The sequence below is a fragment of the Paraburkholderia phenoliruptrix genome (assembly GCF_019511605.1).
Taxonomy (GTDB): domain Bacteria; phylum Pseudomonadota; class Gammaproteobacteria; order Burkholderiales; family Burkholderiaceae; genus Paraburkholderia; species Paraburkholderia phenoliruptrix_A.
This window is the reverse complement of record NZ_JAEUAV010000007.1, coordinates 205,790-221,841: the sequence shown is the minus strand read 5'-3', so window position 1 is coordinate 221,841 and position 16,052 is coordinate 205,790. Positions and strand designations below refer to the sequence as shown.

Here is a 16,052-nt window from a genome sequence, read left to right as displayed (position 1 = left end):
AATCAGAATGCGCCGTGCACGTCGCCTTGCGACGCCGCACCGCGCGCCACGAAGCGTCCGGCGCGCTCGCCCGTCACTTCGCCGTTGCGGTAGGACAGCACGCCGTTCACCCATACCGCGTCAATGCCGTCGGCCGCCTGTTGCGGTTGTTCGAACGTCGCGGCGTCGCGCACTTTCGCCGGGTCGAACAGCAGGAGGTCGGCGTGATAGCCGACATGCACTTCGCCGCGCTGGGCAAGGCCGAAGCGTCGCGCGGACAGGCTCGTCATCTTGCGCACGGCTTCCTCGAGCGGCAGCAAGCCGGCATCGCGCGCATAGTGGCCAAGCACGCGCGGAAATGCGCCCCACAAACGCGGATGCGGCAACGGATCGTTCGGCAGGCCGTCGGAGCCGACCATCGTCGCCGGATGCGAGAGGATGCGCCGCACGTCTTCCTCTGACATGTTGTGATACACCGCGCCCGCCGGCTGCAGGCGCTTGCCCGCTTCCTGCTGCGTGACGCCCCATTCGGCGGCAATTTCCTTGACGAGCTTGCCTGCCATTTCCGGATGCGGCTCGGACCACGTGATCGTAATGTCGATGTCGCCCGTGACCTGCTTCAGGTCGAGCGTCGACGAACTGCGGTTGTACGGATAGCAGTCGCAACCTACAGGCTGCATGCGCCGCGCGCCCTCGAGCGACTTCAGCACTTCGGCGCTACGCCCCCAGTTCGACGGCCCCGCGCACTTGAGATGCGAGATGACGACCGGCACGCGTGCATGACGGCCCACACGATACGCTTCGTCCATGGCGTCGAGAATCGCGTCGAATTCGGTGCGCATGTGCGTGGTGTAGAGCGCGCCCGCGGCGGCGAGCGGTTCGGCGAGCGCCATCACCTCTTCGGTAGGCGCGGCGAAGGCCGAGCCGTAGGCGAGTCCCGAACTCAGCCCTAGCGCGCCGTTGGCGAGCGCCTCTTCGAGCTGCGCGCGCATGCCTTCTATTTCCTCGCGCGTGGCCGCGCGGTCGAGCCGATCCATCTGATTGTTGCGCAACGCCGTATGCCCGATCAACGCGCCGACGTTCACAGCCGGGCGCGCGGCGTTGACTGCTTTCACGTAGTCCGCGAAAGTCGGGTACTGGAACGCGTCGCGCTCGCCGAGCAGATTCATCGGATCGGGCGGATCGCCCTTTAGCGCAACCGGCGACGCGCTAATGCCGCAATTGCCGACAATCACCGTCGTCACGCCTTGCGTGATCTTCGGCAGCATTTGCGGCGAGCGGATCACGTGGGTGTCGTCGTGCGTGTGAACGTCGATGAAACCCGGCGCGAGCGCACGGCCCTCGGCCTCGATCACGTCCTCTGCGAGCCAGTTCGACAGGTTGCCGATGGCGACGATGCGTCCGTCGCGGATCGCCACATCGCGCTCGACAGGCGGCGCGCCGGTGCCGTCATACAGTTGCGCGCCGACGATCAGCGTGTCGGCGGCTTCGGGATGCGAGTGCATGAATCAGTCTCCTATCAGTCCCCTAAGGGTTGTCGGTCGCCGCCGCCACGGTGCGTGTCGAGCGCGTGCTTCATGCGGCGCAGCAGTTCGCGGCTCTCGTCACCCTGACTGACGGCAAGTTCGGTGACGAGCACGTCGAGCGCCATCATCATCGCGTATCGCGACGACGAGGGCTTGTAAATGAAGTCGGTCTCGAAGGCGACAATCGGGATCACCCAATCCGCGAGCCTCGCGAGCGGCGACGCGGGCGCGGTCAGCGCGATTACCGTCGCGCCGTAGCTGCGCGCAATCTTGCAGTTCTCGACCATCTCCGGCACGCGGCCCGTGGTGGACAGCGCGATCAGCACTGTGTCGCGCGACACCGTGCTTGCGACCATGCGTTGCAACAGGCCGTCCTGATACGTGGCGACGGGCCGGCCCAGGCGCACGAGGCGAAAACGCATTTCGTCAGCCAGTGCGGTTGAACCGCCGCCCATGCCGAACACATAGATCATGCGCGCGCCGCGCAGCGCCGCGGCCGCTTGCGCAAGCGGCGCCTGGCGCAGCAGTTGATGGTTGTGCGCAAGCGCCGTCTGCAATTCGTCGAAGACGCGCGTCGCAATGGGCTCAGGTGCGTCGCCTGGCGTGCCCGGCTGCAAGAACCGCTGGCCCACCGCCGCGGCCTGTGCGAGCCGCAGCTTCAATTCGCGCACGTCGCGGCAACCCACCGCTTTGGCAAATCGCGTGACCGTGGCGACGCTCACCTGCGCCTGCTCTGCCAGCGCGCCGATGCTGGCGCGCGAGGCGCCGGTCAGGTTTTCGAGAATCAGCGCGGCCACCTTGCGCTCGGCCGAGCGCAATTCCGGCGCACACTCTGCAATGCGTGCGACGATGTCGAAGGTGAGCGGTTCGGCGCTGGAATTCATGCTGCTCGTGCCCGGCGGGCTCCTGTCAAAGCTCTGGTACTAAATAACATTTCTTCGCTCATCGTACTTTCGGTAACATGGTAAAGTCAACTTCGCAGCAATTTAACTGGACGATGGAGCAGGAGACATGAAAGTTACAAACTATCAGGGCGCAACGATTGATCCTTATAGCAAGGGCTTGGGCATGGTTCCGGGCGCGAGCATCCAGCTCACCGACGCGGCGCGTCTGGAGTGGAATCTGTTGAATGAAGACGTGAGCCTGCCCGCCGCCGTCCTTTATGCGGATCGTGTGGAACACAACCTGAAGTGGATGCAGGCTTTCGTCGCCGAATACGGAGTCAAGCTCGCACCGCACGGCAAGACCACCATGGCGCCGCAGTTGTTCCGCCGTCAGTTGGAAACCGGCGCATGGGGCATTACGCTCGCGACCGCGCACCAGGTGCGCGCGGCCTATCACGGCGGCGTCTCGCGCGTGTTGATGGCCAATCAACTGGTGGGTCGCCGCAACATGATGATGATCGCCGAGTTGCTCAGCGATCCGGATTTCGAGTTCTTCTGCCTGGTTGATTCAGTCGAGGGCGTCGAGCAATTGGGGCGCTTTTTCACGTCGGTGAAAAAGCCGTTGCAGGTGCTGCTCGAACTGGGTGTGCCCGGCGGGCGGACCGGCGTGCGCGATGAAGCGCAACGCCATGCTGTACTCGAAGCGATTGGGCGCTATCCCGGCGTGCTGAAGCTCGCGGGCGTCGAGCTATATGAAGGCGTGCTCAAGGAAGAGCATGACGTGCGGGAGTTCCTGCAAAGCGCGGTGGCGGTCACGCGCACGCTCATCGACCAGGGGCGCTTCGAGCGCACACCGGCAATTCTGTCCGGCGCAGGCTCGGCATGGTACGACGTGGTCGCGGAGGAATTCGTAAAGGCGTCGGAAACCGGCAAGGTCGAGGTGGTACTGCGTCCCGGCTGCTATCTGACGCACGACGTAGGTATTTATCGCAAGGCGCAGACGGACATCTTCGCGCGCAATCCGGTCGCGAAGAAAATGGGCGAAGGGCTTTTGCCCGCGCTGCAATTGTGGGCCTATGTGCAGTCGATTCCCGAGCCTGATCGCGCGATCATCGGTCTCGGCAAGCGCGACTCTGCGTTCGACGCGGGACTGCCGGAGCCGGCGCGCCATTATCGACCGGGCCGGGACGGAGAAGGCCACGAGGCGCCGCGCGAGATTGCCGCGAGTGAAGGGTGGGAGATTTTCGGCTTGATGGATCAGCACGCGTATATGCGGATTCCGGCAGGCGCGGACCTGAAGGTAGGCGACATGATCGCGTTCGACATCTCGCACCCGTGCCTGACATTCGACAAATGGCGTCAGGTGCTGGTGGTCGATCCGGCTTATCGCGTGACCGAGGTGATCGAAACGTACTTCTGATTCTCGCCGCGCGCGCTCGAGCGCTTATGCCTTGGCCCGACCGCCATGCGTCGCCGTGCGGGCGCTCAGCGCCCGGCGCGTGAATCTTCAGCGGAAGTCCCAACAGGTGTGTCTTCGGCATTCGCCGCGGCCACCACTTCGCCGATTCTTGCCTCCAGCATTTTCAGCGCTGCCGACAACGCGCTCAGCGCGTCGTCCGGCAGCGCGGCCATCGTGTCGTGCAAAAAGGCATTGCGACGCGGCAGGCTCGCTTCGGTCGCGGACAAGCCTGCTTCGGTCAGGCGCACATTGGTCACGCGGTTATCACGCGAGTCCATGCTGCGCGCAATCCAGCCTAATCCTTCGAGGGCTTTCAACTGGCGCGTCAACGCGCCGGGGTCGACGCGCAGTTGCTCGACAAGCCGCTTCTGCGACGACTCGCCTGCCTGCTCGTGCAGCGCGAGCATGATGCGCCAGCGCGGCAGCGGGTGACCGACCTGGGCCTCGAATGCCGACATGAACGCCCGGTATGTGCGGCCGAATTGCTGCATGACTGCGACGCGGTCCTGTTCTTCCATGATGGTTCTGTGACGCTAAAAACGAAAATCAGTCCGCGTGGATCACGGGTTCGAGCTTGCGCTGAAGCTTGATCGGCGGAACACGGCGACTTTGCCATACCGACACGACAGCAATAATGGCCGCCATCGCAAGGCCGAAGTGGATCGCCGCGACAAGCGTCTCGCGCGCGGTCTCCAGAAGCATTGCGCCATTATGGCCGGCGTGAGCCAACTGGCCGAGCAGGCTGGCTTGTGCTTCATGGTTGATGAGAATCTGCGGATCGCTCAGATCGCCGAACCATTGCGAGGCGCCGTCTCCCTCCAGCGCGCTGCGCACGCCGCTCGCGTACATATGGCTGACCAGCGTTCCGGTGAGCGCCGTGCCGATCATGCCTCCGATCATCCGCAGCGACTGTAGCAGCGCCGTGGCAATGCCGAGATGCTCGCGGCCGGCCGTCTGCTGCGCGAAGATGGTGAGGTTCGGCATGACGAAGCCGAGGCCAAGACCGCCTAGCACCATGAACGACATGAGCAGCCAATGCGGCATGGAACGCGTGGCGATCACTGCCCCGACGCATGCGAGCGCGAGCAGCGTGAAGCCGACGTACAGCATCAGGTTAGGATTACGCACCCGCGAAACCACGCGGCCGTTCGCGATACTGCCGATCGTAATGAACACGACGAGCGGCGTAATGACCACGCCCGCTTCCTTCGGCGACATACCAAAGCCGCCCTGGAACAGCAACGGCGCATAAAAGAGCAGCGAGAACATCGTGAAGCCGCCGAGCACCGCCAGCGTGAACAGTGCGGCGAGGCTGCGGTTGCGGAACATGTCGACCGGAAGGATTGCCGTAGGGCAACGCTTTTCCCATTGCCACAGCGCATACGCCGATGCAACGCTCAGCACGAGCAACGCGCACGCGCCCCATGACAGCCCATGCTTGGGCAGCAATTCGACGAACAACTGCAGTGAGCCAAGCGCCACCGCGATCAGCGCGGCGCCAGGCCAGTCGAGCCTCATCTTGCCTTTGTGCTCGACATGGCGCAGATGCGGCAGGAAGCGCCACACAAAGAACAGCGACAGCATGCCGACCGGCAGATTCACATAGAAAACAGAACGCCAGCCGTAGTACTGGGTCAGAAACCCGCCCAGCGACGGCCCGACCGCGTTGGCAATGCCGAAGGCCGAACTCATCAGCACCTGCCAGCGCAGACGCACGACCGAGTCCGGGAAAAGGTCAGGAATGCACGCGAACGCAGTGCCGACCAGCATGCCGCCGCCAATGCCCTGCAGTCCGCGCGCGAGGACCAGAAACAGCATGTTGTCGGCAACGCCGCACAGCACGGAGGCGCCCGTGAACACGACGATAGACGCGATCACGAACGGCTTGCGGCCGTAGTAGTCGCCAAGACGCCCGAAGATCGGCACGGTAATCACCGAGGTCAGCAGATACGACGTGGCGACCCACGCGTACAACTCGAAGCCCTTCAGCTCGGCGACGATGGTGGGCAGCGCGGTGCCGACTACTGTCTGGTCCAGCGCGACCAGCATGGTGACGAAGGAGATGCCGAGCATCGCCAGCAGCGATTCCCGGAACGGCAAAACTTGCCCACTCGAATGATGGGCGGCGGTATGGACAGCCATTTTTGATGGAGCAACAGTTGACTCGTCAAACGATTGGGGAATCATACCACGGGCGGACGTTCTAAGCAGGAGTTCGGGTGGGCCCGCCAAGGGCCGGATCGAACGTGGAAAGCACGTCAGATAACGCCAGGGAGGCACATGGAGCCGGGTTCGCTTGCAACGCAATTGTTGTCGGAAGAAGATCTGGGCGCGCTGCGCCGCGCGAAACACGAACTGGAAAGCCCCGCGCTGGCTATGAAACTCGCGAGCATCGTCGGCGCGCCGTTGGAGAAACTGATTTCGCGCATGCCGGCGTTCGCAAACGAGAAGGTCACCGACGCGACGGAACTGGCGCTGCGCAAGTGCCTGTCGATTGCGCTGCGCACGCTGGGGCGGCGCGACGGCGTCGCGGCGTCGCTCACGCCCGACAAGCCGAGCAATCTTCTGCACAAGTTTGCAGTGGCTACCACCGGCGCGGCCGGCGGCGCGTTCGGCCTGTTTGCACTGCCCGTCGAGTTGCCGGTTACGACAACGCTCATGTTCCGCTCGATCTGCGACATTGCGCGCAGCGAGGGCGAGGATCTCAAGTCGATCGACACGCAACTGCAATGTCTGACGGTGCTGGGCATGGGCGGCACGTCGAGCGCAGACGACGACGCCGACTTCGGCTACTTCATTATGCGCGGCGCGCTGGCGCAGGCGGTGTCGAAAGCATCGTCAGAAGTCGCGACGAAGGGATTCACCACCCACGGCTCGGCCGCCTTGCTGCGCCTCGTCAATACGATTGCCGCACGCTTTTCGGTGCAGGTCAGCGAGCAGATCGCCGCCAAGTCCATCCCCGCGATTGGGGCGGTGCTCGGCGCGATGGTCAACACGGTGTTCATCGACCATTTCCAGCAGGTCGCGCACGGGCATTTCACCGTGCGGCGGCTTGAGCGGCAGTACGGCGAGCACGCGGTGAAGGCCGCGTATCAGACCATCGACGTCACGCTCGACGCCTGAGCGGCATGCGCGCCGCGACTCGTTGCGTGCCGGACGAACTCGGCCGCGCGGTCGAGCGCGCGATTCGCCTCGGGGATGAACGGCGCGAAGATCGGCCAGACGTGCGGCATCTTGCTCCACACCTCCAGTTCGCAATCCACGCCCGCCGCGCGCGCGTGAGCGGCCACGCGCCGTGAGTCGTCGAGTAGAACTTCGGTGCTGCCTGCCATCATGAAAAGCGGCGGCAAGCCGCGCAGATCCGCGTACACCGGCGACGCATACGGATGCGTCGCGGGCATGTCGCCGAGATAGACCTTGGCGGCTCTTGCGATTGCCGGGCCGCTGAACATGGGGTCGGCGCCGTCGTTATCGACAATGCTGGCTCCGCTTGCCGCGAGGTCCGTCCACGGCGAGAACAGCAGCCCGCCCGCCGGCAACGGGTCGCCTGCATCGCGCAGCGCGACGAGCGTCGAAAGCGCAAGGCCGCCGCCGGCCGAATCGCCCGCAATCACAATCGACAGGGGCGGCACGCCTTCAGCGATCAACTGACGATACGCGGCGGTTGCGTCGTCCAGGGCGGCGGGGAAGCGGTGCTCGGGCGCAAGGCGGTAGTCGAGCGAAAAGACGGGAGCGTTGGCGCGCGTGGCGAGGCCGAACACAATCGAGCGATGGGTGCGCGGCGAACAGAAGTAATAGCCGCCGCCATGGCAGTACAACACCAGGGCTGGCGTGCCGCTGGCCGGCTCGCCGCCTGTACGCTCGAGCCACTCGCCACGCAACGATTTGCCGCCGGCGCCGTCCAGTTCCCGCAGGCGCCAGCCGCGCGGCACCTCGGGCGACCAGACGCGCTTCTCCGTCAATGCGCGCGCATGGCTTACGTCGATGTGCGGCTTCAGGGTTTGAGGGCGAAACCGTCTACGCAAAAACCAGCACGCAAGTGCGCTTTGCCAGCTCATCGGGGCATGCTCCTTCGGAAACGTCCCCTCATGGTACTTGCGTTGGCCACTGCGCCAATCGACGGCGGCCTCTATTCTTCCCGGTACGCCCCGGCCGCCGACAATTCGTTTCTGGGACCATCAAGTGCCATTCGCGTCGCGCGCCGGCGTGACGGCTATTGCCGCTCGTTGCGCGTGACGGTTAGTTGGCCGGCAAGACTTGCCCGCGAATCTCGCCCATCGGATTTTGGGCGGTGTGAATATTGAAGTACCACTGCCCCGCCATCAGGTCGGTCACCTGCTGCTCGTTGAGAGCGGCCGAGCCTTTCATCGGACTCGCGAGCGCATTCTTCTCGATGGGAACCTGCACTTTCGCGTTTTGCCCCACTGGCGCTGGACCATGAAAATGCGCGGCCGTGACCGGACCGCTCAGCCCCTCGTAGCTCACCGTCCATTGCAGCGATTTCGTCGACGTGTCGAACGTCGCGCTCAGCGCGCCATGCCCGTGACTCACACGGGGCGGCACTTCGCTGGAAGGTTCGAGGTCGGCCTTCAGCGCCACAGTGTCAGCAAACGCGACACCTGACATTGCCGCCCACAGAGCCACAGCCAGATTGAGTTTTTTTAGCGTGATCATGGTCTTCTCCGACTAGTTGCGCCTCGGCGCCGACACGTCGGCCGGCCGCGAAGCCATCACATACTAGTGCAAATCCTCGCCGGATGTCGGTGCTGGGCGTCGCGCGGGTCCGCGGACTGTCGACGCGCGGGTCACTGTGCGCGATGCGCGTTGCATGGAGTTCGATGCTCACTCAATGCGCTGCTCGCGCGCTCACTGCAATTTTTTGAACAGTTATTTGCAGATTATGTAGTGAATCATCGGCGCGATCCCGAGTATGCTTTGGGCTCGCGAGAAGTGACTCCTTCATCGAGGGATGTCTCCAAATCTTTAACGCGGCTTCGGCCGCGTTTTTTTTCGCCTGCGTTTTTCGTCGTGTGGTCAACGAGTGTCAGCGCGAAATCGCAGGCGGCGCTTTTCCGCGAATGCGATCGCCCGCCAACACCAACGCGCGCTCAGGCGAGCAACGCGGCTTGTTGCTCGATGCCGTCGAGCATTGCACTGCATCGCTCGATCAATTCCAGTCCATCGCGGCGCGCGCGTTCCGGCGCCCTGAGTATGCCGCGGCGATACTCTTGGAGCGCGCTGATGAGAGGCGGGTATTGCAGCACGCTCGCGGCGCCCACCACTCGATGAAGCCATTCGCGCACGCGGACCATGTCCGCGTTTTCGAGCAACGGAGCGAGCGACTGAATGTCCTCGCGCACGGACGAAACGAACGAATCGAGCAAAGCCTTGACCGTCGATTCGCTGCCCCACAATTGCGTCATATGACCCAGGTCGACAGGGACAAACGGCTCCGCCGCCGTCGCCGATCCGGCAGTTTCCGACACATCGGAAATCTCCGCGGATGCAGACTGCCAGCCGCTGTCAGTGCCGAACCAGCGGCTCAGATACTCACGCAGCGTGGCGAGCCGGGTCGGTTTGACAAGGCTCTCGTCCATGCCGGCTTCGCGGCACTGGCGGAGGTCTTCCGGCGCAGTGTTGGCAGTAATGCCGAGAATCGGCAGACGATGCGACCCGCCCTGCTCACGCTCTCTTTCGCGAACGCGACGCGTCAATTCATAGCCGGACAGGTTCGGCATGTGGCAGTCGGTAATCAGGCATCCATAACTGGTGTGCTCGAGCGCGGCCAGCGCTTCTGCGCCATCGTTTGCGACGTCGCACGCGAAACCGAGCAGTGCCAGTTGATGGCGAATCAGCTCCTGATTCACCGGATGATCTTCCGCGACGAGAATCAGACGGCCGCTCGCCATGGCCCGCTCGCGGTCGGGCGGCGTGGTAATGCCTTCTGGCACGCGGGCCGCTCCACCCGAAGACGGCGGCGCCGACTGAAGGCCCGTCATGGCCGCCGCACATGCCGCGCTCAGGCCCCGCCACGAAATTGGGTTGACGCTCAGGCGCACGTTGTCTTTGAGAACGCGATAGCCGGTCGGCTTTGCCTTTTCCGTCAGCGATATCACGCGCAGCTTGCGCTTGACGTTCGCGGGCAACGCAACGTCCTCGCTGACAAACAGCAGATCGACTCCGCTCAGGGCAGCGGTGCAGCGCAATTGGGCTGCGTCGGCGGGAACACGGCGCAGATCCAGCCCGAGCGCCTGGCCGAAGTGCACCAGCGCCTGGCCGACTCGCGCGTCGTTAGTTGCAACGAGACCGCGCTTGTCGCGCAGACCGCTCACCGAATAACCTGGCGTCTCGACTGGCAAGCCAAGCCGCACTGTCATGCGGGTGCCGCGGCCCAATTCACTGTCCAGCGTCAGCGAGCCGTTCATCAATTCGATCAGCTTGCGGCAAATGGTTAAACCGAGCCCGGTACCGCCGAAGCGGCGGGTAGTGGACGACTCCGCCTGCACGAACGGCTCGAACAGCTTGGCCTGAACATCGGCCGCGATGCCAATACCGGTGTCTTCGACGACCATCTCGACGGTCTGCTGGGCGTCCGTCTGCTCGACGACCGATACGCTGACTTCCACCTTGCCTTCAGGCGTGAACTTGATCGCGTTGCCAAGCAGGTTAAACAGCACTTGGCGCAAGCGGACACTGTCTCCACGCAGCGTAGCGGCCACGTCAGGCGCAATGTCCACGCGAACTTTCAGACCCTTCTCGTGCGCGCGCCCGGCGAGCAGGCCGACGGCGTTGTCGACCAGTTCGCGCAGGTCGATAGGCTCGGCTTCAATGGTCAAGCGCCCCGCCTCGATCTTCGAGTAATCGAGCAGGTCGTCGAGGATTTGCAGAAGCGCGCCGGCCGACTCGTGAATCATGCCGAGCATTTCGCCCTGGTCCGCATTGAGCGGCGTGCGCTCCAGCACTTCGACGAGCCCGAGTACGCCGTTCATTGGCGTGCGGATTTCGTGGCTCATCATGGCAAAAAAGTCGTCTTTGGCGCGCGAAGCAGCCTCTGCCACGTCGCGCGCGCGAGCAAGCTCCTCGGCACGCGCATGTTCGATGCTCGCGTCTACCCAGTAGCCGCTCCACACGACGCTTCCGTCGGCTTCGCGGCGCGGGACCAGTTCCGCACGGGTCCACTTGAGCGCCTGCTCGGGACCCATGCGAAACTCGATCAGGAGCGGGGTTTCGAGACGCGCCGAACGCTCGAGTTCGGCAATCACGAACGAGCGGTCTTCACTGCAGATGCGCTCGAAGTCGGCGTGATCGCGGCAGGCCGGCCTTATCTGGCCCGCGCCGAGCAGCAACTGCGGCGCGCCGCCAATGTAGGGGAACGAGTAGACGCCCTCGGGCGTGCGGCGCAACTGGAACACCACGGCCGGCAACGAACGCGTGACGTCGAATAGTCGCCGTTCCGTGTCGCGCGCGCGCATCTCTGCGCGCCGGATGTCGGTGATGTCCACCATCGTGCCCAGCGAACAGACGGGCTGACCGTCATTGCCGCGGCAGATGCTCGTCCAGAACAGGCCGTGTCGCAAGTCCCCCGGGGCGCGCTCGAACTGAAGCTCGACCTGCGCCATGTCGCCGCCTTCCAGCAAGTCGCGCCGCATGTTGTCGAGCACCTTGCTGTTGGCCTCGCCCCACGTCTGCACTTCCATCGTGGTGCGTCCGAGCACTGCCTCGCGGCTATGTCCGCACGCTTGCTCATAGGCACCGTTGACGGCGATGTAGCGGCCTTGCAGATCTTGCGCGACGAGCGGATAGGGAACCATCTTCATCATGGTTTCCTGGAAGTTAAGTTGCAGCGCCAATTCGCGTTCGGTCTTCTTGCGACGCCTGACCTCGCGCTGCAGAAGCAGATACGCGCGCAACGTGACAAGCAGCGCCACGCCGACGCCGATGAGCACCGGCAGCAGCCGCACGGCGGAAACGCTCCACGTACCCGTTCCCACCGCATTGCCGGTCACCCAATTCAGCCGGATACGCTGCTTTTCGGCCGGCGGCATGGCGAGCAACGCACGGTCGATCAGCCCGGCGAGCGGAGCCAGGTCGGCACGCACGGCAAAGTCGAGCGCGTCCGATTCGCCCACGGTGCCGAGAATCTTGAGCACGCCTGCGTATTGCCGCTTGAGCACCACGTCCACCGCGGCGACGTTTTCCACCACCACGTCCGCTTCGCCGGAAGCGACCATGCGCAGCGCCTCGTCGAGGCTTGGGGCGACGGCCACGTGGTCCGCGGGGATGCGCTGGAACGCGAGCGGATCGACACCCGCAACATGCGACGACACCACGACGCGCCGCGCGGCGAAATCGCTGAGCGAACGTGCGGCAGGCTCATCGTCGCGGCCGACCATCACTAGAGGATAGCTTTCATAGGCACGCGTATGTTGGGCCTTCGCGAGGCGCGGGTCAGCGCTCGAGCCTGTGGTGAGAATCGCGAGCTGGCCGCGCTGGAATGCTTCGATCGTGCTCGGCCAGTCGGGTTGCCGCGCACGATGGAACACCACGCCAAGCGTGCGGCTCAGGTATGCGAGGTAGTCGGCGGTGATACCGGCAGGCTGCCCTGAACTGTCGATGTAGCTGAAAGGCGGCCAGCTACTGTCGAAGCCAACCTCCAACGGCGGCAGCGAACGTAGCCAGAGCTGTTCCTGTTCCGTCAACTCCAGACGCGGGGTAACTGGTTCGGGCTTTGCGCCGAAATTGCCGGAAAGCCAGCGAACGCGGATTGCCGTCTCGTCGGTCTGCGTCATGGATGCCAGCGCGCGATCCAGACTGTCGCGCAACGCTACCCGACTGCGCGGCACGCCGAAGCGCAGTTCCGCGCTTCGGCCCCTTTCCTCGAAAGCGACGCGCAGGCTACGGAACTCTTCAGTCGCGAGTGCATATTGGACGGCCGGCGTAAATCCCATGTAGACGTCCGAATCGCCGTGGGCCACGGCGGCGAGTGCGGCATGTGTCGACGTGAACGCACTGATCCGGGCACGCGGAAAGCGCTCGCGCAACGAGCGCTCGAGCGCAAAGCCTTTCTCGACGGATATGGATGCCGCCGCAACCTGCGCGGGGCCTTCGTACGATTCGCCGTCTCTGCGGACCACCGCCGAGGTCGACGCACGGAAATACGGCGCTGTGAAGCTAATGCAGCGCTCACGCTCCGGTGTGCGCGCGACGCTCAGCAGCAGGTCTATTTCCCCCGCGCAGGCGGCGGCGAGCAGTTGCGGCATGTCCGGAAACGCCTTGGCTTCGAGCACAACGTCCGGGCCGACGAGCGCGCGCAGATAGTCGACGCTCAGTCCTCTGAGCTGGCCGTCCTGTAGCGCGTCGAACGGCAGCCAGTTGTCCACGAGTACGCCGACAACGATCTTTTGCGGGAATGCCGTTGGGCTCCGCCACGATGCAGATCCACCGAACGGCTCGGCGACGGCCGTCAACTGCGCAGCGGCGAACAGCGCTAGCGCAACGAGCCACATCGACACGCGCCGAAACGCGCGCGCCGTCGCGGCGCTTTTGACGCGCATGCAGATGAGATGAAGCGCCATGGTGCGGGTCAGGCGGCTTCACTGCGCCCATCGGCAAGCGCGGCGGCGGACTGATCCGACGTGCCGCCGAGGAACGAAAACAGAAAGCCCGCGACCACTCCGCCGGACATGGGCGCCGCCCAGAATAGCCACAACTGGTCGAGTGCCCAATCGCCGACGAAGAGCGCCTGCGCCGTGGAACGCGCCGGATTGACGGAACCGTTGGTAACTGGAATAGACACCAGATAAATGAGCGTCAGACATCCGCCGACGACTATTGGCCCGCCCGGCTCCGCTCTCAATCGCGAGGCCGCCACAAGGCTCACCATAACGAACGCAAACGACAGAACGAATTCGATTACGAGCGCGGAGTGAAGTTTGTAGTCCGAAGGAGAATGATCGCCAAAACCGTTAGCTGCGAATTCGCTTGCGCCCAGCTCAAAGCCGGGGCGGCCGTTCGCCACATAGACGAGTAGTGCCGCGGCCGCGACGGCACCGAGAATCTGCGCGGCGATGTAGGGCAGAAGATCTTTGACAGGAAACCGGTGCGCGGCTGTGAAACCGACCGTGACGGCCGGGTTGAAATGCGCACCTGACGTTTCGCCGAACCAGTAGCTGGCCGTGGCGAGCGCAAGACCGAACGCAAGCGAGACCTCCAGTATGCCGTATCCCTGCTGGGCGGAACCGGTGTTCAACACGATGCTGCCGCAGCCGATAAACACAAGCCATGCGGTACCCACGCTTTCGACCAACAACCGCTTCCCTAGCACCGCCATGCCGCCCTCCTGTCGCTATGCGAGGCAAACGACACCGCGTGATTCCGCAGGACACCGCCTCAGGTTCCCGGCTTTGGACGGTTCGGCCTCCAGAAAAGACTGCATCTATGAGGTCAACCTTCGCAAAAGCCCAAGCTAATTCGCAACTATGGAGCGACAAGGCTTTTCAACCAATCAGAAGACTCCTAATTTCGGGACCGCAAGATGTCGGTATAAGGGGCGGCACGACCAGCGTCGCTATGTCAAACCGATCTGGCGCGCGTACTCAATGAGATCGTCGTCGGTATCGAGGCCCAGCTTCCGCATGGCGGAACGTTTCTGAGTGCTGATCGTTTTGCCGCTGCGCTGCAGCCGATCAGCGATTTCATGTACCGCCAGACCATGCGCGTATAGCTGGAAAATTTCCCATTCGCGCGCGCTCAGAATGCCGTCGCGCAATTGCGGCACTGCCTGCGCGCCTTTCATTGCGATGCGCACGTGCTCTGACAGATAGACGTCTGCCGCCATGGCCGCCTCGATCGCGTCGATCAGCGCTGCTGCCGTGTCGCGTTTGTCGACTATGGCGCTCACGCCTAGACGCAGCAGACCCGACAGCATGGGCGCCCGGCCGATCATGGTGAGTACGACGACAGGCGGATGTGCGCGGCCGCGCAACACGCGGCGCAGAAACGAAACTGCGTTGTCACCGCCGTCGAGCCCCGGCATGCCGATATCGGTGACGATCACATCGCACTCGCAGACCTCGAGCAATTGGGCAAGGCCGTGCGTGTCGCAGGCCTGCCCGACAACCTCGATGTCCGGTCGGGCGCGCAACAGTCTTGTCACGCCGACACGGACGCAGTCGTGGTCGTCCGCCACCATTACGCGGATTTTGTTTGCCATTGTTTTGTTGTGTTATCGATTGGCCTGCCCAGTACAGAAGTACTTCCCCGGACAATGCCAATGCATTTTTATCTTCGCCACGCGGCCCGCGGGCGACCTCTCTCACGTACCCGTACGCCAACGGCCTTCAGTGCGCGCCTCGGATACCACGCCGTGCTCCACGGCGAAACGGAACAGCTCGGCGTCGCTATTGAGCGCAAGCTTGCGCATGGCAGTGCACTTCTGAGCGCTGATCGTCTTTACGCTGCGCCCCAGCCGGCTCGCAATTTCGGTGACGCCAAGCCCTGACGCATATTGAGTGAACACTTCCAGCTCGCGCCGCGACAATACGGAGCGCACGAAGTCAAGCCGCTGCATAGCGGTCGCCTCCGCAATCACCGCGCGCACGGCCGGGCCGAGATAGCATTCGCCCGCGAGCGCCGTCACGACCGCCACGTGGATCAGATCGATGCGGTCGCGCTTGCTGATGAGCGCCTGCACGCCCAGGGAGATCACGCTTTGCAGCGCTGTGGCCTCGGTTTCCATGGTCAGAACGACGAGAGCCACGTTCGGATAACGCTGGCGGAACTGCCGCACCGCTTCGATTCCATTGCCATCCGCGCCGCCTGGCATGTATAGATCCATGACTACCAGGTCGCAACCGGTTCGCTCGACTTCGGCAAACAGTTCGGTCGCGTCGCCTGCGCGACCGACCACCTCGACGTTCGGGTAGCCGCTCATCAAATTTTCGATTGCCAACAGCACGAGCGGATGATCGTCTGCGATGATCGCCCGGACCGGCGTGCTTACTTCAGCGGTGTCGCCCATCGTCTGCCTCTTTTCCATATCCTGACTACCCTTCACCATCCCGCGGGCGACTGGCCCTGCTCGATCTTTGAACATTCCGGCGGGATTAAACATAAGAGCGATCCGAAACAGCCTGCGTCATCCATCCGATTATTGCTTAGATATCCGATACATATATGAGAATCGCAGTGAATCTAGACGGATGA

General features: G+C 63.6%; 12 protein-coding genes. 2 read left to right on the top strand and 10 right to left on the bottom strand.

The features are described from left to right. Nucleotides 1–2 precede the first annotated feature (2 nt). Both JNB89_RS12715 and JNB89_RS12710 read right to left on the bottom strand, forming a co-directional pair. Nucleotides 3–1,484: an N-acyl-D-amino-acid deacylase family protein gene (locus tag JNB89_RS12715; RefSeq protein WP_220362394.1), complete on the bottom strand. Its 1,482-nt coding sequence runs from the start codon at nucleotides 1,482–1,484 to the stop codon at nucleotides 3–5. Nucleotides 1,485–1,498: 14 nt separating this feature from the next. Next, nucleotides 1,499–2,389, bottom strand: coding sequence for a MurR/RpiR family transcriptional regulator (locus JNB89_RS12710; RefSeq protein ID WP_220362393.1), 891 nt, complete (start codon nucleotides 2,387–2,389; stop codon nucleotides 1,499–1,501). Nucleotides 2,390–2,516: 127 nt separating this feature from the next. Here JNB89_RS12710 and JNB89_RS12705 point away from each other — a divergent pair, with 127 nt between their 5' ends. Next, the gene (locus JNB89_RS12705) at nucleotides 2,517–3,809 is read left to right on the top strand and encodes an amino acid deaminase (RefSeq protein WP_218741858.1); all 1,293 of its coding nucleotides are present in this window, start codon (nucleotides 2,517–2,519) and stop codon (nucleotides 3,807–3,809) included. A 65-nt stretch (nucleotides 3,810–3,874) separates the two neighbouring features. On the opposite strand, the gene JNB89_RS12700 is transcribed toward JNB89_RS12705, so the two are convergent. Both JNB89_RS12700 and JNB89_RS12695 read right to left on the bottom strand, forming a co-directional pair. Then, nucleotides 3,875–4,366 (bottom strand): MarR family winged helix-turn-helix transcriptional regulator, encoded by a 492-nt coding sequence (locus JNB89_RS12700; RefSeq protein ID WP_218741857.1) that lies wholly within the window; start codon nucleotides 4,364–4,366, stop codon nucleotides 3,875–3,877. Between the two features lie 28 nt (nucleotides 4,367–4,394). Beyond that, the gene (locus tag JNB89_RS12695) at nucleotides 4,395–5,990 is read right to left on the bottom strand and encodes an MDR family MFS transporter (RefSeq protein WP_220362392.1); all 1,596 of its coding nucleotides are present in this window, start codon (nucleotides 5,988–5,990) and stop codon (nucleotides 4,395–4,397) included. Nucleotides 5,991–6,128: 138 nt separating this feature from the next. On the opposite strand from JNB89_RS12695, the gene JNB89_RS12690 reads away from it, so the two are divergent. Further along, nucleotides 6,129–6,971: an EcsC family protein gene (locus JNB89_RS12690; protein WP_218741855.1), complete on the top strand. Its 843-nt coding sequence runs from the start codon at nucleotides 6,129–6,131 to the stop codon at nucleotides 6,969–6,971. Here JNB89_RS12690 and JNB89_RS12685 read toward each other — a convergent pair. The 6 genes from JNB89_RS12685 to JNB89_RS12660 all read right to left on the bottom strand — a co-directional run bounded on the left by JNB89_RS12685 (nucleotide 6,941) and on the right by JNB89_RS12660 (nucleotide 15,867). Then, entirely contained in the window at nucleotides 6,941–7,906 is a 966-nt protein-coding gene (locus JNB89_RS12685) for an alpha/beta hydrolase (protein WP_220362391.1), read from the bottom strand. The two genes, JNB89_RS12690 and JNB89_RS12685, sit on opposite strands and share 31 nt — an antisense overlap. Before the next feature lie 181 nt (nucleotides 7,907–8,087). Next, a complete protein-coding gene (locus JNB89_RS12680) occupies nucleotides 8,088–8,522 on the bottom strand; it encodes a CHRD domain-containing protein (RefSeq protein WP_218741853.1) in 435 nt (144 codons plus the stop codon). Between the two features lie 434 nt (nucleotides 8,523–8,956). Then, on the bottom strand, nucleotides 8,957–13,423 hold the full coding sequence (locus JNB89_RS12675; RefSeq protein ID WP_220362390.1) for an ATP-binding protein: 4,467 nt from the start codon (nucleotides 13,421–13,423) through the stop codon (nucleotides 8,957–8,959). Between the two features lie 8 nt (nucleotides 13,424–13,431). Beyond that, on the bottom strand, nucleotides 13,432–14,178 hold the full coding sequence (gene aqpZ, locus JNB89_RS12670) for an aquaporin Z (protein ID WP_220362389.1): 747 nt from the start codon (nucleotides 14,176–14,178) through the stop codon (nucleotides 13,432–13,434). A 237-nt stretch (nucleotides 14,179–14,415) separates the two neighbouring features. Beyond that, nucleotides 14,416–15,060: a response regulator transcription factor gene (locus JNB89_RS12665; protein WP_220362388.1), complete on the bottom strand. Its 645-nt coding sequence runs from the start codon at nucleotides 15,058–15,060 to the stop codon at nucleotides 14,416–14,418. A gap of 102 nt (nucleotides 15,061–15,162) precedes the next feature. Then, nucleotides 15,163–15,867 carry a response regulator transcription factor gene (locus JNB89_RS12660; protein ID WP_218741849.1) on the bottom strand — a complete coding sequence of 235 codons (705 nt, stop codon included), beginning with the start codon at nucleotides 15,865–15,867 and terminating at the stop codon, nucleotides 15,163–15,165. Between the last annotated feature and the right edge of the window lie 185 nt (nucleotides 15,868–16,052).

Coding starts and splice junctions, on each gene's coding strand:
- JNB89_RS12705 (WP_218741858.1), top strand. CDS start 2,517: ATGAAAGTTACAAACTATCAGGGCGCAACGATTGATCCTTATAGCAAG.
- JNB89_RS12715 (WP_220362394.1), bottom strand. CDS start 1,484: ATGCACTCGCATCCCGAAGCCGCCGACACGCTGATCGTCGGCGCGCAA.
- JNB89_RS12690 (WP_218741855.1), top strand. CDS start 6,129: ATGGAGCCGGGTTCGCTTGCAACGCAATTGTTGTCGGAAGAAGATCTG.
- JNB89_RS12710 (WP_220362393.1), bottom strand. CDS start 2,389: ATGAATTCCAGCGCCGAACCGCTCACCTTCGACATCGTCGCACGCATT.
- JNB89_RS12660 (WP_218741849.1), bottom strand. CDS start 15,867: ATGGGCGACACCGCTGAAGTAAGCACGCCGGTCCGGGCGATCATCGCA.
- JNB89_RS12685 (WP_220362391.1), bottom strand. CDS start 7,906: ATGAGCTGGCAAAGCGCACTTGCGTGCTGGTTTTTGCGTAGACGGTTT.
- JNB89_RS12700 (WP_218741857.1), bottom strand. CDS start 4,366: ATGGAAGAACAGGACCGCGTCGCAGTCATGCAGCAATTCGGCCGCACA.
- JNB89_RS12675 (WP_220362390.1), bottom strand. CDS start 13,423: ATGGCGCTTCATCTCATCTGCATGCGCGTCAAAAGCGCCGCGACGGCG.
- JNB89_RS12695 (WP_220362392.1), bottom strand. CDS start 5,990: ATGGCTGTCCATACCGCCGCCCATCATTCGAGTGGGCAAGTTTTGCCG.
- JNB89_RS12680 (WP_218741853.1), bottom strand. CDS start 8,522: ATGATCACGCTAAAAAAACTCAATCTGGCTGTGGCTCTGTGGGCGGCA.
- JNB89_RS12665 (WP_220362388.1), bottom strand. CDS start 15,060: ATGGCAAACAAAATCCGCGTAATGGTGGCGGACGACCACGACTGCGTC.
- aqpZ (WP_220362389.1), bottom strand. CDS start 14,178: ATGGCGGTGCTAGGGAAGCGGTTGTTGGTCGAAAGCGTGGGTACCGCA.